This is a genomic window from Pseudomonas sp. C5pp, from assembly GCF_000814065.1.
Classification (GTDB): domain Bacteria; phylum Pseudomonadota; class Gammaproteobacteria; order Pseudomonadales; family Pseudomonadaceae; genus Aquipseudomonas; species Aquipseudomonas asiatica.
Map to the genome: position 1 here is coordinate 73,835 of NZ_JWLN01000009.1, position 19,894 is coordinate 93,728.

The window sequence follows — 19,894 nt, forward strand, 5'->3', positions numbered from 1 at the left end:
ATTCCGGGGCCGCTCTGCGCCCCTTTCGCGACACCAGGCCGCTCCTGCAACGACTGCGCCAGCCATTGTGTGGGTGGCGCACCGCCGCAAACATCAATCAGCCAAACAACCTGGCCAGGAACCCCAGCTTCTTCTTGTATGAGCGCCGAGCTTCCAGGGCTTCCTCCAGGCTTACCTCGAGGAACCGCGCCTGCTGGTTGGGCTGCATCTGCCCGATCAGATCCAGGTCGGCGCTGATCACCGTGCCGATCATGGCGTAGCCCCCACCCGACACCGCGTCACGGTGCAGGATGATCGGCTCCAGCCCCGCGGGCACCTGGATCGAGCCGATCGGGTAGCAGCTGTCAACGATGTTCGACGGGTCCGAGCCGGCCCCGAACGGCTGCTCCCGTGGCTGGAAGCTCAAGGCGCTACCGCCCTTGTAGCGATAGCCGATACGGTCGGCCTCGGAGCCGACCGTCCAGGCTTCGGTGAAAAAGCTTCGCACCGAAGCCTTGGTCAGGCGGTGAAAATACAGCCCCGGCACCACCCGCAGCACCACCTCGCCGCCCAAGGCCTGGCGCAAGGCCATCGGCAGGCTCGCGCCGGCGCGGGTCTTGCCGCTGGGCATGCCGACCGGCAACAGATCACCCGCCATCAGCTTGCGCCCATGCAACCCACCCAATGCACCCAACGCATAGGTGGAGCGACTGCCGAGCACCTCGGGTACATCGATACCACCGGCCACCGCCAGGTACGCCCGGGCGCCTGCGGTAGGGAAGCCGAAACGCAACACCTGCCCGGCACGTACGGCAAACGCGGTGTCCGGGCGTTGCTCGCGGCCATCGAGCAAGGCCGGCATCTGCGCCCCGCAAACCGCCACCAGGGCATCCTGCTGGAACTCCAGCTCCGGCCCCACCAGCGCACACTCAAGGCCGGCGGCGCCGGCCGGGTTGCCCACCAGGTGGTTGGCCGCCCTCAGGGCGTACTGGTCGAGGGCGCCGGACGGCGGGATGCCCAGGTGGTAGTAGCCTTCGCGGCCCAGGTCCTGCACCGAGGTAGCCAAGCCGGGTTTGAGTACCTTGATCATGCCAGCACCTCCTGCAGGGTCCGTGGATAACCGACCGGGTCGGCAAGGAACGCGTCCAGGGAGAATTCCACCGGGCGAATGCGCAGGTCGAAACGGCCTTCTTCGACATCCGCCACCGCCTGGTCGTAGGTGCGGCGGTCAATGGGTTTGAACTGCACGATGTCTCCCGGGCGGAAGAACACCATGTGCTCCTTCAGGTAGTTCAGCGTCTGCTGCGGGTCGTAGATAGGCGCCGGAGTGACGCCGAACATTTGGTAGCCACCTGCTCCGCGCACTGAATAGATGCAGCCGAAACAGCCGCCATGGCCAAGGGTGAGCTTGGGGGTGTCAGTGCGCGGGCGCAGGTACTTGGGAACCTGCAGTTGCCGCTCTCGCTCGACCATCTGGAACATGAACGGCAGGCCGGCAACGAACCCGACCATCGACACGAACCACGGCGCACCGCTGTGCGCGGCAATGAACCCCTCGACATCGGCCAGGCCGTTGATCCGCGCGGCGTACTCCAGGTCGGTGCTGCCTGGGTCCTGATGGCGGTCACGAAAACGCATCAGCGTTTCATGGGTCCAGGGGTCGTTGTACAGCACTGGAATCTCGATGATCCGTGTCTGCAACGAGCGCTCGGCCACCGCCTGCGCTTCGGCACCGCGCACCGCCTCCAGCAGTGCCTGCGGCGCGATACGGTCCGGGTCGAAGCGAATCTGGAACGAGGCGTTGGCCAGGCACACATCCAGCACGCCATCCAGGGCCAGCCGCTCCACTGCGCGGGTGACGGCCATGCCCTTGAAAAAGGCCTCCAGCGACATGCTCTCGCTGACTTCGGCAAACAGGTGCTCGTCGGCGCCGAAGCTGTAGCGGATAGGGGTTGTAGCGAGCGGTTCGGCCATGACTGTTCCTTTTCTTGGAGTCTTTACAGAAAGGCAGGCGAAAGCAAATTGCACGGGCTCCGGCGTATACCTGCCGGATGCCCCACGGATTCAGCGTGGCGCACGCACCACGATACCGGCAGCGTCCAGCGCCTTGCGCGTGGCCTCGACCAGGTCGAGCGCCCCCGGGGTGTCGCTGTGCAGGCAGATGGAATCGAATTCGATGGCCAGGTCCTGGCCCTCGACCGTGCGCACCAAGCCTTGCTGACAAGCCCGCAACACCCGTTCAGCGACCGCTCCAGGTTCGTAGCCCCGCACATTGCGGGTGAACACGATCGAACCGCTCAGGTCGTACTCGCGGTCGGCGTAGAACTCGCGAATGACCGGCTGGCCAAGTTCCTGGGCGATGCGGCAGATCACCGAACCCGGCATGCAGTACAGCAGCAGCTCCGGCTCGATCACTCGCAGGTTCGCCACCAGCAGCCGTGCAGCTTCTTCGTCACGTGCCAGATGCATGTACAGGGCACCGTGCGGCTTGATGTGCTGCAGGCGCACGCCCTGGGCGCGGGCAATTTCACGCAGGGCGCCGAGTTGGTAGAGCATGTCGTCGACCAGTTCCTGGGCCGGGGCATTGATGTGCCGGCGACCGAAGCCGACCAGGTCGCGGAACCCAGGGTGCGCCCCCACTGCGACGCCCAGGGCCTTGGCCCGCTCGACGGTACGGCGCATGGTGCCAGGGTCACCAGCATGGAAGCCGGTGGCGATGTTGGCCGTGCTGATGTAGCCCATCAGCTCGTTGTCGACGCCATCGCCAATCGTCCACGGGCCAAAGCCCTCACCCATGTCCGAGTTGAAATCCACCACCTGCATGACTGTCTCTCCTGGCGCTTGTGACTGCATGCAAGCCACGTTAGATTCTCCGCACCCCCTTGGGAAGATCTATAAACAGATAGGGTGTCTTCTGAAAATCAGATACCCCGGGAGCTACCGTGTCACTGACCCTGCGCCAGGTCCGCTATTTCGTCGCCACCGCCGAGATCGGCCAGATTTCCCAGGCGGCAATCCACCTGAACATTTCCCAGTCTGCAGTGACCACGGCGATCAAGGAGCTGGAGGCGATGCTCGGCGTGCTGCTGTTCCAGCGCTCGGCGCAGGGCATGAGCCTGACCGAGGCCGGCCGGCACTTCCTCAACCGCGCCTACGTGATCCTGCGTAGCGTGGACGATGCGTTGAACAGCCCGCTGCCGGACGTGCGCGCCAGTGGCCTGCTGCGCCTGGCGGCAAGCTACACGGTGATCGGCTACTTCCTGCCCCATCACCTGCAGCGGCTGGAGCACTGGCATCCGGATGTGACCCTGGAGCTGTACGAGCAGGAGCGCAGCGCCATCGAGCAAGGGTTGCTGGAGGGTCGTTTCGACATGGCAGTGGTACTCACCGCCAACCTCACCCACCCGGACATCGTCTCGGAAACCCTGTTCAACTCCGAACGCCGCCTGTGGCTGCCTGGCAACCATCCGCTGTGCGAGCGCTCGGCGGTAAGCCTGGCCGATGTGGCCTGCGAGCCGTTCATCCTGCTGACCGTGGATGAGGCCGAGCAAAGCGCCATGCGCTATTGGGAACAGGCCGGGCAGCGGCCGAAAGTGCGGGTGCGGACCAGTTCGGTGGAGGCCGTGCGCAGCATGGTTGCCAATGGCAGCGGTGTAGCGATCCTGTCGGACCTGGTGCACCGGCCCTGGTCGCTGGAGGGCAAGCGTATCGAGACGGTGACCATCAGCGACCCGGTGACACCGATGAGCGTTGGGCTGGCCTGGCACCGGGAACGGGCGTTCAGCCCGGCGATGCAGGCTGTACGCAATTACTTCCATGATGCTTTTTTGGCACCGCAGCAGTTGTCGGCACGGCGCTGACCGTTCCCTGCAGGCCCGACTCTTCACGGGTAAATCCGCACACAGCGTCTGCATTCGGAATCAACGCCACTCTCTATAGGGCTCCAGCGGCGTCACCGGCAGCGCCAGGTTGCCCCGCCACGGCTCGAACAGGTAGCGCAGGTAGAGCATGCCATGGCTAGGCGCATAGTCGTCGCTGTGCTGCCAGTCGAAGCCGCCGCCCAACACCCAACGGTCGCTCAGGCGCCGCTCGAACAGCCCGCGCAGGCGGTAGCCCAGCCCGCTGCTGTCGCTGGCGTCGTTCATGGCGTCGATGTTGGAGCCAACGTCATACTGTGTCAGCACCTTGCGGTTGACGTGCGTGTCCGGATACAGCCGGCTGCGGCCGCTGTGGGCCTGTGACCAGCTGACGGAGCCTTCCAGCAGCACCGACCAGTCGTAGTTGCGCCAGGCATAACTGACCGGCGCACCCACCGATGTGTAGCGCTGCGGGCTGTAGTAGCCGCCCTGCCCCAGGCTGTAGCCGCCCAGATCCTTGTCGTGACGCCAGTGCATCAACGTAAGGCCCACGCGCACACGCTCATCGGCTTTTTCCACCACGCGATGGTACCAGCCGGCCATGGCCCGGGTGCGCTGGTTGTCGGCGACGTTTTCGCCATACAGCCAGTGGTGCCCGAGGCTGGCCCAGACGCCATTGTCACCGCCCTGGTCCCAGCTCAGGCCAAGCGTGGCGCCATTGGCCGTGACCCCACCCCAGCGCACGCCCGTGCGCGGGTCACGTGCCCCGGCAAACGATAACAGCGAGTTGCTCATCGGCCGCCGCGAAGCGGTCAGCGACCAGCCAAGCTGGCCGAGGTCACCGTTGACCGTAGCGCCACCCAACCAGTTGTTGATCGCGTAGCCCTGGGTAGTGCCCAGGTCGAAGGCCCAGCGGCTGCCCTGCCAGCCCAGCGCCAGCACGCTACCGTCCGCCGTTTGCGAACCGCCCTTGCACGCGGGGAGCGACCTCCCGTCAGCGGTGCTGCCAACAAACTGACAGGTGCCGAAATCCGGGGTATAGCGTCCCTGGTCGTTCTGCTCGAACGACCCCGCATCCATGCCGATGCGCTCCACCCGCGCAAAGGCGGTGCCGTCCTGCCAGGGGGTATCGACATGCAGCAAGGTCGACTGGGTACTCAGTTCGGACGTGCCCGGCGTACCGTCGTCCTCGCGCCAACCGTAGTCGTGCATCAACGTCACATGGGTATTGCGCTGGCGATACAGCGCATCGAGGTCGCTGCGCAGGCTGCGTGCCAGCCAGTCGTCGTCATCCTGCTCACGGCTGGCCAGCGTCAGTGCACGGTCGTCCCGTGGCGACACGGCAGTACGTTCGAGCAACTGCGCATCGGCCATCGCTGCGGCGTAAAGGTCCAGCGCCCGTTGCGGCTCATCCTGCGCGACCAGGCGGGCAGCGTCGCGCCGCAACAAGGGATCGGGGCGAGGCTGCTGCGCTGCGATCTGGTCGAGCATTCTGGCCGCCTGGTCGTATTCGCCCAAGGCGACCCAGACAGCCGCCAGGCGCCGCTGGGCGTTGCTGTCATCGGCAGCCAGTTGCGGTACCTGCACAGCCAGCATGTGCCGGGCCTGTGCCAGGTTGCCTTCGGCCACCGCGCTTTCGATCACGCCAAGGCGTGCCTGGGGTTGCCCAGGCTGCACGGCAAGCACACGCTGGTAATAACCGCGCGCCTTGCCAGGCTCACCATTGGCCGCCGCCCAGTCAGCCAGTAGCATCAGGTCGTCGGTGCTGCCTTCGCCACGCGCCAGGCTGGCCTCGAGCAGGCGGGTCGCTTCAGCCGTACGGCCTTGCGCCTGCAGCTGCTGCGCCGAGGCGAGGGTCATGCGGCGGCGGATACGCTGCTCCAGTGCATGCATGTCAGCGCTCCAGGCCCCCTGCGGCACCGCGCCCAGGCTGTCCAGGGCCAGCGCATCGCGGTCGCTGGACTCCAGGAACAGGCCATGGGCATAACGGGTAGATGGGTCGCCCGGCTGGCGCTGCACGATGCTGGCGAATGCCGCGTCGGCTTCGGCGGTGCGCCCCAGGTGGCGCAAGCTGCTGGCCAGCTGGTAGACCAGCCAGGGCTCATCGGGGGCCAAGGCCGTGGCCCGGCCCAGCGCCTGGCTGGCCGCCGCCCAGTCCTCACGCTGCATGGCCTGGTCACCTTGCTGGCGCAGGTGTGCGAGTTCCAGGCTGCGGCGCAGGCTGGCGAACTGCGCTTGCTGCCGAGGCGACAGGCTGTCGAGGTACGCCCGCGCCTTGTCGGGCGATTGCGCCTGGTACACACGCACCAGGCCGCGCACGGCACTTTCGTTATCTGGTGCCATGCGCCGAACCTGCAGGAATTGCCGCTCGGCGGCCGCTGTATCGCCCTCGGCCAGCGAGACATCCGCCAGGCCCAGCAAGGCGTACTCCTCCTTCGGGCGCTGCTGGCGTGCCTGCTGGTAGAAGCCGCGGGCAGCGTGCATGTCTTTCGCCTGCAGTGCCCGCTCGCCTTTGCTGAGCAGGGCCCAATACTGGCTGGACGACTCCAGGTCCTTCCACTGGCTGATCCAGTAGGTGTCCTGCTCCTTGGCACTTGCCGCCCGGAACGCCGCATTGGCGTCTTCGTAGCGGCTCTGGCGCATCAGCGCATAGCCCAGTGCACCCTGCAGGCTGGCATCATCCGGATACTGGCGCAGCGCCCGGCGCAGTTGTGCTTCGGCTTCAGCGTTACGGCCTTTTTCAAGCAACGCCTTGCCCCTTTGACCTGCCTGCCAGGACGGGTCGGCCAACAGTTTACGCTGCTGTTGCAGGGTCTCGCTGGCCTGCGCCTGCAACGGTGAGGCCGGGTAACGCTGGAGGAACGCTTGCCAGGCCGCCGCGCTGGCGGCGCTCACCGCTTGCCCGGACAGGTAGTCGAACTCACGCTGGGCAGCGGCATCTCGTGCGCCAGGGTCGCGCGACAGCTGGTCGAGCAAGGCCAAGGCTTCGCGGTCGCGATTTTCGGCGAACAGCCAACCGGCCAAGGTCTGGCGCAGCCCGGCACTGCCCGGGTACTGCTGGTCCAGCTGCTGCAGCTGCCTGATCGCTTCAGGGCGCTGGCCTGGGAGATTGCCGCGCACGCGCCAGTAGTCCAGGGCCAATTCCAGGCTTGGCGGTTCACCAGCGAACAACTGTTCATAGGCCGCCAGCGCCTCTTCATTGCGCCCTGTAACCGCCAGCAGGCGGGCCTGCTGCAATTGCCGCATGCGCTCCGGCTGCTGCAGCTCGAGCAGGCGCCTGGCCTGGCGTGCCTGCAAGCTGCCAGGCGCGATGGCACTGATCCGCGCACTCAACTGCTCGGCCTCGGTGCTGTTCTTCTCGCGCAATGCCAGGCTCAGGGCCGCCAGCAACACATCCGGGTTGCGCGGCTCGAGCAATTGCAGCCGCCCCAGTGCATCGCGCACCAGGTCGTCACGATGCAGAGCCTCGCCGCGACGCACCTGGTCCAGCAGCCATTGGCGCTGTTCGCCGGCATCCTTGGGTTGTGCCGTGGCCTGGCAGGTCACTGCCGCCAGCATCAGCACGCCGATCATTCGCTGCATGGCGCGCTCCAGGCCGGCAACAGGCGGCCGTGCGAGTCAAAACGGTAACGGCCTTGGTCCCAGCCCTGGCCAAACAGCGCCAGCACCTGGCTGTAATAGGCCTTGGCTTCGACTGGCTGTTCGCGCAGGCGCTGACGCTGGGCCGCCAGGCCCGCGACGTGCTCCGGCGATGCTGCCAGCAACGGCAGCAACGCCGCAGAGAAACCCGCCGGGCCATGGCCGCTGGCAACACCGCTGTGCGCATCCACATGCTCTGGCGGCAGCCCCTGGCGCGCGGTCAATGCCGCCATCGGGGCGTAGTGGGTCACCAGCTCGGCACGCCCTGCCGCGTCCTTGGCCAGCATGCCGACCCACAGGTAGACGCGGATGGCGTCGTAGTCACCTTCACTGCCATGTTGCGGGTCCGCTGCCAGTTCACCGGCTGGCGTCCACAGCAGCCAGTCCGGGGCAAAGCCCTTTGGCGACGAAGCCAGCCACAAACGCCGCGTGTTGGCCGCCAGCTCGCCCCACAACGGGTCGACCAGGCTGAATCGATCGAACAACTGCAGCGGCAAATAGCTGGGGTTCAAGCGGGCGCCGCGGGCATCCTCGAAGCCATAGTCCCCCGGCAGCAGCATTACCCCCAGGCCCGGCAGCTTGCGCACTGTCTGCGCGGCGATACGCCACAGCAGGCGCTGGCCCAGCTGCGTGTAGGCCGGCTCGTCCCACAGCCGCCCGGCTTCGAGCAGGCTGTAGGCAATCCACAGGTCGGCATCGCTGGCGTTGTTGGCATCCAGCACCTGCCACTGCTGCTGGCCGTTACGGCCCCACAGCCAAGCGGGCAGATGCCGGGCCAGGTCACCCTCCGCCAGGTTGTTGCCGGTCCAGCGCAACAACTGCGCGAAGGCTTGCCGGTCATTGCCCACCAGGGCGAAGAACAGCGCATAGCTCTGCCCTTCCGAGGTGGTGATCAGGCGCTCGTCGCTCGGGTCGATGACCCGACCGTCGACACTCACCAGTTCGGCCTTGAAGCGGTCCCAGGCCGGCCATGGGCAAGCCGGTGCCGCACTCGTGACGACGGGCAGGCCCAAGGCGACCAGCCCCACCAGCAACTGACGCATCATCACCCCGCCTCACCCAGGCGGCGCTTGCCTGCCCAGCGCAGTGCCCGCCACAACAGGAAGGCAAACAGCACCACGCAAATGGCCGCGATCGCCGCCAGCAGCACCGGGTGCTCGGACAGGTGGAACCACAGCAGCAGCCACCACGGCAGCGCGCCTACAAAGTAGTGCTCGCCGACGAACTGGCTGGTGACGCCGCTGCTGCGCACCAGCGTCACCGAGCCGGCCACCGCATCGAGCTTGCCCACATCGCCGAGCACATCGCGCAGCAACGCTTGGTCGCTATCGCTGTTGGCCAGCAGGGCGACGACACTGCGCTGCTCGTGGAATGGCGACTTCAGCCCGGTGATGGCCGCAATCGGCGCCTGCGCGCTGACTGCCACACGGCTGCTCGCGGCCACCGGCGCGGTATCGAAGCGCTGGCTGCCCGGCAGCCCTGTGCTACGGCCCTGCAGCAGCCAGTCCCGCTGGGTACTGAGCAGCAGGCCAAGGTTGGGCGCATCCCCCAGGGCCTCGGGCAGGCTGCCGAGCAGCAGCAAGTCGGCATCGACCGCTGCGGCCTGCTTCCAGTCATCGACCAGCCGCAGGCCAAGCGCCGGGTAGCCGATCTGCCCGGCCAGCCCGCCAACCGCATCGAGCAAGGTGCCCACCTGCATCGCCGTGGGCTTGGCCGGCATGACGACCAGCGTTTCGGAAAGGTCGGCCATGCGGCTGAACGGGAAGCCGCTGCGGGCGAATGCGCGCAGGTCGGGCATGGCGATGTAGTGGTGGTAACCGGACAGGTCGATGGTCGAGTTGTCGTCGATCGCCGCGCGCACATCCACTGGCAACGAGGTCTGGCAGCGGTCGCGCTGGGCGCTGCCCAGGGTGCTGGCAAAGCTGAAATCGAAGCGCAGGCGGTTGCGGTCGCCGATCTTCAACGCCGGTACCAGCGACTTCTCGGTCAATGCGCTGTTGTCACCGGACAACACTGCCAGGCGCATTTCCTCGAGCGTACCGCCGCGCCGGTCATTGCCCACCAGCGGCATGCTGGTGATGTACTGGTCGTTGACGCTGATGCTCAGGCGCGATTCGTCGCTCACTGCCGGGGCCGTGTAGCGGTACAGCGTACGCAGCGGAATGCCCTGGTTGCGCCAGACGAACAAGTCCGGCGGCAGGTTCAGCTCCAGCGTCACCGGCCGCGGTTGCAGGCCACTGACCTGCAGCTGCTCGGGATAATCGAGCAGCTCGGCGAAGCGTACCGGGCGGTCGGTGCGTGTCCAGTTCGGCGCATCGTAGGGCTGGCGCGGCTGCAGTGCCGTCATCTGCTCGACCTTCACCCGGGCACCGCGGAACAGGTTGTTGCCAACCGCCAGCGCCGAGGCGGCCTTGACCAGGTCATCGTCGTTACGGCCCAGCACCAGCAGCACCTTGCTGAAGCGGTCGTCCGGGTGGTCGATCATCTGCAGCACCGGGCCGTCGACCGGCGGGAATTGCTGCAGGTCGGCAAGGAAGGCCGGGCGACGGTCGTTGCTGGCAAACACGATGCTCGGCGTGGGTTTGTCGCCACGGGCCGGCAGGCTGTCGTACAGCACCGGGAAAGTCGCCTTGCGCCAACCGGCCTGGCTGCCGAAGTAGGACGCCAGGATCGCCGCCGCACGCTGCTCGCCCAGGCTGGGCACGCCGCTGAACACCACCGGCAGCGTTACCTTGCCGGTGTCGCGCACATCAAAGAACGGCAGCGGGAAGTACGCCAGGTCGTTGTCCAGGGCCAGGGCCTGTTCGTGCAGCTGCACCTGGCTCTTGCGGTTCAGGTTCAGCCACAGGCCGCTGTGCGCAGGGTCTTCGCAGATGTCGGTGTAATGCCCGACGAACTCCAGACGTACCCGGTTGAAATCGCTGAGCAACTTCGGGTCCAGCGGCAGCTGACGGCGCACGCGCTGGCCAAGCTGGTCCTTTTCCACCGGCACCACGCCCATCAGTTCGTCATTCAGGTACACGCGCAGGTGCGACAGGTTCGGCAACAGTGCGGGCGATGGCGTGTAGTCCAGCTGCAGGCTGGCGTCGGTGGCTAGGCGGTCGCGCCGCAGGCCGAATTCGATATGCTCGCTGTTGCGCACCCCCTGCAGCAGGCTGTCGGAGGCATGCCCGAGCTGCTCGAAGGTTTTCGCAACCGGCCAGTTCGGTACCGTGGGTACGGCTGGCTCGGCAAGCGGGGCGACAGAGGCGGCAGCGGCGCTTTGCGACAAGGCAGCAAGCAGCGCCATCGCCAGGCCCCAGGTACGCGCGGGATAACCAGTCATCATGCGTCTCGATCAACAGGGTTCAAGGAAGGGACAGGCTGCGGTGTGCGGGGCCTGTAGCTGGCCAGCCAGTTCGCCAGCGCGTGCAGTGGGCGCAGCCACGCCCGCACCCATGGCGGCAAGTGTTCGACCAGCCGCAGGTAACCGACACCGCCCAGCTTCAGCACGTCGACCAGGCTGCGCAGCGGGCGATCGACCTCGTGCTGCTCGCTCCAGCCCAGCCAGGCATCGGCGCGGGCGAAGGTGCAGTGGACCAGGTCGATACGCTGTTGCTGGCCGAGGTCATGGAACACCAGGCCCACGTGTTGCCCGACGGTACGGGTGACACAGGCCTGGAAGGCGAACTCGCGTTGGCCGCGGTTGAGCAGCAGGCGTACCCGCTCCCCCGCTTGCAACTCGAGGCCCCGGTGCAATTGCAGCCCGACACCGCCGTCGGAGTAGTCGACCAGGGTACAGGGGTAGGCGTGACCGCTTGCCAGCACCAGCCCCGCCGGCAAGCGCATCTGCACCCGGTGGGCGCGGCGCACCTGGCGCACTTCGGCAGCCACGGCGACAGCGGCGCCGATGATCAGCAGGTTGTAGATCACCCACAGCGAGCTGACGATCACCGTGCCGATTTCCGCCGCCGGGCCGGTGAACAGGCGCCACACGGCGAAGCCCAGGCCGGCCACGTTGAGCGCCGCCAGCCACAGGTAGGGTTGGGCGATGCGCCAGTCGAACTGCTCCTGCTCCATCAGGCCGCCCTTGGCGGTGACGTTGAACTTGCCCTTCTTCGGCGCGAACAGTGCGACCGTGGTCGGGCGGGCGATGTACCAGGCCAGCACGGTCTCGTAGACCTCGCCCCAGAAGGTCTGCCGGTACTTGCCCTGCATGCGCGAGTTGGTCAGGCTGGCGTGGATCATGTGCGGCAGCACGTACAGCAGGATCATCAGCGCCGGGGCGTAGATGATGTAGGCATGCAGCAACAGGAACGCCAGCGGCGCAGTCAGGAACACCAGCCGTGGCAGGCCGGCCAGGAAGTGCAGCATGGCGTTGGCATAGCACACCCGCTGGAACAGGCTCAGCCCACGGCCGAACAGCGGGTTGTCGGTACGGAAGATCTGCACCATGCCCCGGGCCCAGCGAATGCGCTGGCCGATGTGCGCCGACAGGCTCTCGGTGGCCAGGCCGGCCGCCTGCGGAATGCTCAGGTAGGCCGATGACCAACCCTGGCGGTGCATGCGCAAGGCGGTATGGGCATCTTCGGTCACGGTTTCGACGGCGAAACCGCCGATGCTCTCCAGCGCGGTACGGCGCAGCACGGCACACGAGCCGCAGAAGAACGCCGCGTTCCACATGTCATTGCCATCCTGGATCAGGCCGTAGAACAGCTCGCCTTCATTGGGGCGACGGCGGAACGAGCCCAGGTTGCGCTCGAACGGGTCGGGCGAGAAGAAATGGTGCGGCGTCTGCACCAATGCCAGTTTCGAGTCCTTGAGGAACCAGCCGACTGTCATTTGCAGGAAGGAGCGCACCGGCACGTGGTCGCAGTCGAAAATGGCGATCAGCTCGCTGTCGGTCACGCCCAGCGCATGGTTGAGGTTGCCGGCCTTGGCGTGCTTGTTGTCCGGCCGCACGATGTAGCCCACCCCCACTTCGTCGGCGAACGCACGGAACGCCTCGCGCCGGCCGTCGTCGAGGATATAGATGCGCAGGCGCTCGCGCGGCCAGTCCAGGCCCAGGGCGGCCAGCACCGTGGTGCGCACCACCGACAAGTCTTCGTTGTAGGTGGGGATCATCAGGTCGACGGTCGGCCAGTGCGCCGGATTTGCCGGCAGGTTCGCCGGCTTGCGCTGCAACGGCCAGCTGGTCTGGATGTAGCCCAGGATCAGCACGAACCACGAATAGGTTTCTGCCGCCAGCAGGATCAACCCGCACACCAGCCCGGTGGTGTCGTTCCAGTTCAGGGTCGAGGTGTAGCGCCACCACAGGTAGCGGCAGGAGATGAGCGTCGACAGCACGATCAGCATCAGGGTCGGGAAGCGGCCCGGCATGTGCCGCACCAGCAGGGCAATGCCCAGCAGCAGGCAGATGAACACCAGCTGCGCCAGGTAGCCGAACGGTTCGGTCACGCACAGCACGGCCAGGCCGATGGCGCCCAGGGTCAGCACGCTGTAGAAAACCCACCGGGCGAACACGCTCAAGCCCCGCAGGCGTGCCGAGGCTTGCTGCTTGAAAGCGCTGGCGCGGTAGCGCGCAGGCAGCTGCTGCAGGCGGTCGATCAGCAGGCCATGGTAACGGCGCAGCACCTGGCGCATACCGCGCAGCTGCGCACGCACTGCACTCCAGGCACGGCGGGCAAACCCCGGTTCGCGTGGCAGCGGTTGGCGCCGGACCAGCAACCACAGGCTCTGGATCAGCAGGCGCAGCGGGTCGCCCAGGCTTGGGCGCTTGCCCGCCAGTTGCGGGTACAGCCGCTGCCGCTCGGCCAACAGGGCTTGCCAGGCAGGCGACTCCAGGCGCAGGAACAGGAAGGCCAGCCACACGCCAAGGGTGAACAGCCACGCAACCGGCTGCCGCGCCCCACGTGTGCGGAACCAGGCGTAGGCCGACAGAGGGGTCAGGGTCACGACTGGCGCCTCGTCAGGCAGCGCACCGCCAGGCTCTGCACGTCCCGGCAAGCCAGGCTCTGCGGCGCGTAGTGGCCAAGCGGTGCCTTGCACGCCAGGGCCTCGAGGAAGGCCTCGTCGCGGTGCACCACCTGGATCGGCAGGCGATCTCGGAACAGGTCGCGCCACACCATCAGCAGGTCGCTCTGCAAGCGGCTGGCGGGGTCGTAGCGGTTGACCAGCAACAGGTCGTAGTGCTCGACCTGCCGGCGCCCGAGCAGCAGATGACTGGCCATTTCGGCCTCGGCCACCAACACCCGCACATCAGTCTCGACACTTTGGTCAGCGGCACCGGCCGGCAGCTGCGGCAGGTCGAACAGCAACCAGTCGAAGTGTTCGGCCAGCTCGGCCTGGCGCGCGCGCCAGGCTTCTGCATCGGGCAACGGCGGCCGCGTGCCGGCAGGCAGATTGCCGAACGGCATCAGGCACAGGCCATCGAGCACCTCGTACATGGCATCGCTGTATGGCCGCCCTTCCCGCTCGGCAAGCGCCCAGCCCTCGCGCGTGTCGAGGGGCAGATTGAAGTGCAGGCCGAGCAGGTTGCTTGGGCACAGGTCGACCAGCAGCACCCGCTCACCTACGCCTTGCAACGCATGCCCCAGCGCGGCCAGCAAGGCGCTGCGCCCCAGGCCACCACGAACGCCGTGCAACGCCAGGCTGGTCATGGCGACAGCACCTGGCGCCGCGGCGCCGCCGTGTACAAGGTGCCCTGGGCGCTGCTCCGACAGCTTTCACCCAGCAGCGGCCAGCGCTGCAAGGCCTGCTGGACACCCACCAGCAACGAGATGTCCTGGTAGTTCAGGTCCGGCATGTCCAGGTGCTGGCGCAACTGGGCGATATCGTCGCTGCGGTCGGCAGGGTCTGCCTTGCCAGTGATCATGGGCGCTCCTTCGGGACAGGCTGCCAGTCGGGCTGGCCTTGCAGGCGCATGTAGGCGCGCCCCTGGTAGTTCAGTACTTGCGCACCTGCGGTTTCCGCGACCTGTTCGGTGGTCGGCAGGTCGCTCAGCAGGCTGGGCACATCCAGCAGTTGCTGCTGGCCCAGGCCCGCATACACGCGCGAGATCAGCTCGGACAGCGCCAGGTAGCTGGTGGGTGCCGAGACATGCAGCGGCTCGCTGCGGGCAGGCTGGCCCATGCCGATGAACTTCAAGCCGACCGGCACATGGGTAATCGATGGGGTGGGGATTTCACGCATGCCCGACAGCTGCATGCGATCGCCATGCAGCGCGGCGCCATGTTCCGGGACAATGGCCACGACCACGCGGCGGCCGCTGCGCTCCAGTTCATCGAGGAAGCTGCCAAGCTCGCCGAACAGCCGGGTGGCGCGGGTGGCGTAATCGGCCACGCGGGTACCGCCGTCGGCGGTGACGATACGGTTGCCATCATGCAGGCTGATGCTGTTGTAGAACAGCGACACATGCTCGGCCGGCGCGCCTTTGCGCTGTCCCCACCAGCGGCGCAGCACCTCCAGGTCGCTGGCGATCGGCGAGCCGTCGAAGCCGACCAGTGCCCGCGGGAAGTCGGTATTGCGCAGGCCGGGTTGCGGCATGTGCTGCTGGGTGATATCGCCGATGAAGTTGTCGAAGCGGCCGCTGTGGTTGAGCAAGGTGTTGCTCTGGAAGCCGAGCCTGGCCAGGTTCTGGAACAACAGGCACTGCTCCGGGGCAGGCTGGTACAAGCCGGTGTGGGACGACTGCCCGCAGCTGGCACGCAGCACGCGGATGGCGGCCGGCCCGCTGTAGGACGTGGCCGAGTTGAACTGGTCGAAGATCACGTCCAGGCGCGAGAACAGTGGGTTGTCACGCAGCCCGACGGCGGACAGGTCATCCCAGGCCAGCGAGCAGATGTTGATTACCAGCAGGTCGAACGGCTGCTCATCAGCCTTCATGGCCGGGAATGCTGTCACCCGTTCACGCTCACTGGCGAAGAACCGCTCGAGCCAGCTGTCGAGCGTGGCATTGTCGGCAACCGCGTTGGCCTGCGCCTGCTCGGTGGGGCTGGCAGCCGCGGCGCCAGGCGCCTGGCCCGCATTGAACCCCAGCGCTGGCAGGCCTCCGACCGCCAGCCATGCCAGCCCCAGCAGGCTCAAGGTACTCAGCCGCAGCCAATGGCGCAGGTACAGGTAACCCACCAGCAACAGCGCCAGCGCGCCCAGCAGGTTCCAGTTGATGAAGCGGCCGAGCAGTTCGAGCAGGTAGTCCCACGAGAAATCGAACACTCCCGGCTGCGCCAGCAGGCGGCTGAAGGGCGGCAGCCAGGTGTCCTGGTAGAACAACGCGATGCCGACCGGTACGGCCACCAGTTGCCGCGCGATTCGCAGCCACTTGCCCGGCAACGGCAGCAGCAGAAACGCGGCGAACAACAGGTTCGGCAGCGCCTGGAAGTCGAGCATGCCAAGGGCGACCAACAGGAACTTGGCCAGGAAATAGAGGTTCCACCCTCCCAGTCCAGGCCAGCGGGCCGGTACCGGGAGGGTGGCGGATGTATTAGTCATTACGGGGTTCCTGGCGTGCAGCGCGGTGGCGTACGCCCAGCGGTTTCAGGTAACGGGGTGGAAGGCGGCGGCGCAACCAGCCGCGCAGCGTGGCGCGCAGGCGCAACAGCAGCAGGGCCAGCGCCAAGGTGACCAGCGCCGTGATGCCGACCACTTGCAGCAGTTGCACGAAGTTCATGCCGTACCCCGCTTGCCCAGGGCCACCCGGCGCGGTGCCAGGGCCGGCCTGGCCTGGGCGGGCAGCTGCGCCGCCGCGTCGAGCCGGGGTGGCTGTGGCACGCTATCGTCGAGGAAGGCTGGGGTGGCCAGGCTGTCGACACCGGCAAGCACCTCCTGGCTGATGAACAACTCTTTCCACGACAACTGAAAGATGTGGTCAAGGGCTTGCTCGACGCCTTCGGAGCGGCAGGCGAACAGGAACAGGAACAGCACATCGCCCACCACGCAGGCGATATCGCCGTCGCGGCGGAACACCGTGCGCGAGCAAGCTTGCAGCGGGGTCAGCCCAGGGGCCGGGCGCAACACCAGCAACTGGTGGGCGATTTCTCCGTTGCGCACCCCGTGCCACATGGTCTGCACCGCTTCGGCGAACGCGCGCGGCGCCACCAGCCCGCAGATGGCAAGCGGCCGCAGGCGTGCGAGCAAGGCATCGAAATCGCTTGGCAGGCGCCGCCGCCAGAGGTAACCCTGGATGCTCTCGACCATGGTCAGGAAGCGCGACAGGCTGGCACCGAACGGCACGATCTGGCTGGCCCCGCAGGCCAGCAGCAGTTGTTCATCCTGGTAGCGCAGGGTCGGTGCCATCTCGCGCACCACCAGCTTCAGGGCACTGCCACGCAACTGGCGCAAGCGGTGCAACTGGCGCGCCAGGCTATCCAGGCGCTGCCCGCCGTCCATGGCAAAGATGACCGTGGCGGAAACCGCCCTGCCTGCTTTGGCACCCAGCTCCTCAAGGCTCTCGCAGACCTGCCAGTGCTCAGAGAAGGCTGGCGCACCTTCCAGTACCGGGCGCTGGGCCAGGCACAACAGTTCGTCGCCACCGGTGTCGCTGGGTGCCTGCGGCACCCCGAGGGCGGCGAAGCCCGCTTCGAGCCGCATCAGTTCCACATCGCGCGTACCGGTTTTGCCGAGCGAGTTGCTCCAGAAATGCTGCAGGTAGCGCACCCCGCCTTTGCCGCGGTACACCTGGGCCAGGCCATCTACGCCCTGGTTGAACGCCCGCAGGCGCTCTACCAGCCCGACACTCTGGCCGCTGCTGATGACCAGCAGTAGCGCGGCCTCGGCCGACAAGACCGGGCGCAGCGCGTTGCACCAGTTTTCGATGTTGCCGGCACCCCAGACGTCTGCAGGCGCAAGCAGCACCAGCACCCGCCCGGCGGCGTCGATACGCGGCAGGTCATCGCCCAGATGCCAGACGGCTTGCGGGTTGGCTTCGTACAGCGCCAGCGCGCCGGGGCCCTGCGCGGCATCGAGCGCACCCAGCACATCACCGATGGCTTGCGCATCGGCGACAAGGGCTGCCCGAACGTGCTCGGGCAGCCCCCCAACCACCTGGCGGCATAGCAAGATGGCGTCTTCTGCGCTGTCACAGGCCAACCAATACAGTCCCTGTACATGAAGCTGGCTGCTTTCGGCGCCTAAGCCTGAAATAGCCAACCACGGCATTCCATTCGTCAAAACACTGGCTCTGAAAAAGTAAATTGAAGCGGGTGAAAGGTAACTATGACTGATCCATCACTAGTCTCTGATGATGCACGTCAAAAAAACGACAAATCAGGCAGACCAGTTCAAAACACGTCAATTCTACAGCACAAAGGCAAAATGCAATCAAGCAGAATGTAATAAATTGCAAAGTTTTGTTAACAACGACCGTTGGGTCAGTGTCTGTCAGTTAAGGTTGCCGGCTTGACTGGGGCTGCATTGCAGCCCAAGCCTGCCATGGCGACAGCGGACATATCGCTGCGTGACATGGTCACCGGCCAGGCAAGAATTGATTTTCCGGAGACAAGCATGCTTCGCATCTTTGAGCGCTGGCTCGATCCCTTCCCACCTGATGAGGTACCACCGCCACCGGTTGGCCTGTTGCGCTTCATGTGGGCCTGCACCCGGGGCGCACGCGGCTACATCCTGGCGCTTGCGCTGCTCAGTGCCGGGGTATCGATCTACGAAGCCTGGCTGTTCGCCTTTCTCGGCCAGGTCGTGGACCTGCTCTCGGCCTGGCAGGCCGGCGGTGCCGTCGGCCCCGAAGAAACCCGGGTGCTGTGGGGTATCGGCATCGTCCTGCTGGTCAGCATCGGGCTGGTGGCGCTGCGCACCATGGTTCAGCACCAGGTGCTGGCGATCAACTTGCCGCTGCGGCTGCGCTGGGACTTTCACCGGCTGATGCTACGCCAGAGCCTGTCGTTCTTTTCTGACGAGTTTTCCGGTCGGGTCACCACCAAGGTGATGCAGACGGCACTGGCGGTGCGCGATGTGTTGTTCACCATCATCGAGATCCTGCCCGGGATCGGGGTGTACTTCATCGCGATCATTGCCTTGGCCGGTGGCTTTGCCCTGAAACTCATGCTGCCATTCATTGCCTGGGTCGTACTGTTCGGCCTGGCCATGCTGTATTTCGTGCCACGCCTGGGCAAAGTCGGCCAGGAGCAGGCCAATGCGCGATCGTCGATGACCGGGCGGGTGTCCGACGCCTACACCAACATCACCACGGTGAAGCTGTTCTCGCACGCCAACCGCGAAGCGCACTTCGCGCGCGCGGCCATGGAGGACTTCAAGCAGACCGGCTTTCGCCAGATGCGTCTGGTCAGCCAGTTCGAAATCGTCAACCAGGCGCTGGTGGTGGGCTTGATCATCGCTGCCGGTGGCTATGCGCTGTGGCTGTGGCACCAGGGCCAGGTCGGTACCGGGGCGGTGGCGGCGATCACCGCCATGGCCTTGCGTATCAACGGCATGTCGCACTGGATCATGTGGGAGATAACCTCGCTGTTCGAAAACATCGGCACCGTACAGGACGGTATGGCCACCCTCACCCGCGGCCCCAAGGTAAAGGATGCGCCGGATGCTGTGGAGCTGGTAACCACAGGGGGCGCGGTGAGTTTTGACAAGGTCAGCTTCAACTACAACGGCGAGCGTCAGGTGCTCAACGACCTGAGCCTGCACATTCGCCCGGGCGAAAAAGTCGGCCTGGTCGGCCGCTCCGGCGCCGGCAAGTCCACCTTGATCAACCTGCTATTGCGCTTCTACGACGTGGACCGTGGTGAAATCCGCATCGACGGGCAGAACGTGGCCAAGGTCACTCAGGACAGCCTGCGCGCGGCGATCGGCATGGTCACCCAGGACACCTCGCTGCTGCACCGCTCGATTCGCGACAACATCGCCTATGGCCGCCCCGATGCCACCGAAGCGCAGATCCGCGCCGCTGCGGCCAATGCCCAGGCCGATGGTTTCATCAGCCAGCTCAGCGACCGCCAGGGCAACACGGGTTACGACACCTTGGTGGGAGAGCGCGGCATCAAGCTGTCTGGTGGCCAGCGCCAGCGCATCGCCATTGCCCGAGTGATGTTGAAGAACGCGCCGATCCTGCTGCTGGACGAAGCCACGAGTGCGCTGGACTCGGAAGTGGAAGTGGCCATTCAGGAGAGCCTGGATGAAATGATGCAAGGCAAGACCGTCATCGCCATCGCCCACCGGTTGTCGACGATTGCCGCCATGGACCGGCTGATCGTGATGGATGAAGGGCGCATCATCGAGCAAGGCACCCATGCGGAACTGCTGGCGAAGAACGGTACTTATGCGCGGTTGTGGCAGCACCAGAGCGGCGGGTTCCTGGGTGAGGACCAGGGCGTGGCCGAAGCGATGGAGTAGGCCTGTATGGGAGCGGGCCCGGCGAACACCGGCAAAGCCGGTGCCATGCGTCGACCTCCATCAGTTTCCATCGCGACGATGGACTG

Annotated in this window: 14 protein-coding genes; 2 read left to right on the forward strand and 12 right to left on the reverse strand. The window is 66.2% G+C overall.

Annotation, left to right across the window (positions count from 1 at the left end; genetic code table 11):
- Positions 1-97: 97 nt before the first annotated feature.
- From RR51_RS09425 to RR51_RS09435, 3 genes are all read right to left on the reverse strand, one after another.
- Complete coding sequence (locus tag RR51_RS09425; RefSeq protein WP_039613308.1) at positions 98-1,069, reverse strand: biotin-dependent carboxyltransferase family protein; 972 nt, start codon at positions 1,067-1,069, stop codon at positions 98-100.
- The gene (locus tag RR51_RS09430; protein ID WP_013972123.1) at positions 1,066-1,953 is read right to left on the reverse strand and encodes a 5-oxoprolinase subunit B family protein; all 888 of its coding nucleotides are present in this window, start codon (positions 1,951-1,953) and stop codon (positions 1,066-1,068) included. Before RR51_RS09430 ends, RR51_RS09425 begins: the two co-directional genes overlap by 4 nt.
- Positions 1,954-2,043: 90 nt before the next feature.
- Positions 2,044-2,802 (reverse strand): 5-oxoprolinase subunit PxpA, encoded by a 759-nt coding sequence (locus tag RR51_RS09435; protein ID WP_039613309.1) that lies wholly within the window; start codon positions 2,800-2,802, stop codon positions 2,044-2,046.
- Between the two features lie 119 nt (positions 2,803-2,921).
- Between RR51_RS09435 and RR51_RS09440 the strand changes: the two genes are divergently transcribed.
- The gene (locus RR51_RS09440) at positions 2,922-3,839 is read left to right on the forward strand and encodes a LysR family transcriptional regulator (protein ID WP_023661550.1); all 918 of its coding nucleotides are present in this window, start codon (positions 2,922-2,924) and stop codon (positions 3,837-3,839) included.
- A 60-nt stretch (positions 3,840-3,899) separates the two neighbouring features.
- On the opposite strand, the gene bcsC is transcribed toward RR51_RS09440, so the two are convergent.
- Genes bcsC through RR51_RS09485 form a run of 9 tightly spaced genes read right to left on the reverse strand, consistent with a single transcriptional unit; the run spans position 3,900 to position 17,609 of the window.
- On the reverse strand, positions 3,900-7,418 hold the full coding sequence (gene bcsC / locus RR51_RS09445) for a cellulose synthase complex outer membrane protein BcsC (protein ID WP_039613310.1): 3,519 nt from the start codon (positions 7,416-7,418) through the stop codon (positions 3,900-3,902).
- A complete protein-coding gene (gene bcsZ / locus RR51_RS09450; RefSeq protein WP_039613311.1) occupies positions 7,406-8,521 on the reverse strand; it encodes a cellulose synthase complex periplasmic endoglucanase BcsZ in 1,116 nt (371 codons plus the stop codon). Before bcsZ ends, bcsC begins: the two co-directional genes overlap by 13 nt.
- On the reverse strand, positions 8,521-10,800 hold the full coding sequence (bcsB, locus tag RR51_RS09455; protein ID WP_039613312.1) for a cellulose biosynthesis cyclic di-GMP-binding regulatory protein BcsB: 2,280 nt from the start codon (positions 10,798-10,800) through the stop codon (positions 8,521-8,523). Before bcsB ends, bcsZ begins: the two co-directional genes overlap by 1 nt.
- The gene (gene bcsA, locus RR51_RS09460; protein WP_039613313.1) at positions 10,800-13,409 is read right to left on the reverse strand and encodes a UDP-forming cellulose synthase catalytic subunit; all 2,610 of its coding nucleotides are present in this window, start codon (positions 13,407-13,409) and stop codon (positions 10,800-10,802) included. Before bcsA ends, bcsB begins: the two co-directional genes overlap by 1 nt.
- Positions 13,406-14,113: a cellulose biosynthesis protein BcsQ gene (bcsQ, locus tag RR51_RS09465; protein WP_039613314.1), complete on the reverse strand. Its 708-nt coding sequence runs from the start codon at positions 14,111-14,113 to the stop codon at positions 13,406-13,408. Before bcsQ ends, bcsA begins: the two co-directional genes overlap by 4 nt.
- Positions 14,110-14,328: a cellulose biosynthesis protein BcsR gene (bcsR, locus tag RR51_RS09470; protein WP_025339608.1), complete on the reverse strand. Its 219-nt coding sequence runs from the start codon at positions 14,326-14,328 to the stop codon at positions 14,110-14,112. The genes bcsQ and bcsR overlap by 4 nt, the downstream gene beginning before the upstream one ends.
- The gene (gene bcsG, locus RR51_RS09475; RefSeq protein WP_039613315.1) at positions 14,325-15,944 is read right to left on the reverse strand and encodes a cellulose biosynthesis protein BcsG; all 1,620 of its coding nucleotides are present in this window, start codon (positions 15,942-15,944) and stop codon (positions 14,325-14,327) included. The genes bcsR and bcsG overlap by 4 nt, the downstream gene beginning before the upstream one ends.
- Entirely contained in the window at positions 15,937-16,122 is a 186-nt protein-coding gene (gene bcsF, locus RR51_RS09480; RefSeq protein ID WP_039613316.1) for a cellulose biosynthesis protein BcsF, read from the reverse strand. The genes bcsG and bcsF overlap by 8 nt, the downstream gene beginning before the upstream one ends.
- Entirely contained in the window at positions 16,119-17,609 is a 1,491-nt protein-coding gene (locus tag RR51_RS09485; protein ID WP_039613317.1) for a BcsE family c-di-GMP-binding protein, read from the reverse strand. Before RR51_RS09485 ends, bcsF begins: the two co-directional genes overlap by 4 nt.
- Positions 17,610-17,954: 345 nt before the next feature.
- On the opposite strand from RR51_RS09485, the gene RR51_RS09490 reads away from it, so the two are divergent.
- Entirely contained in the window at positions 17,955-19,808 is a 1,854-nt protein-coding gene (locus tag RR51_RS09490) for an ABC transporter ATP-binding protein (RefSeq protein ID WP_039613318.1), read from the forward strand.
- Positions 19,809-19,894: the final 86 nt, after the last annotated feature.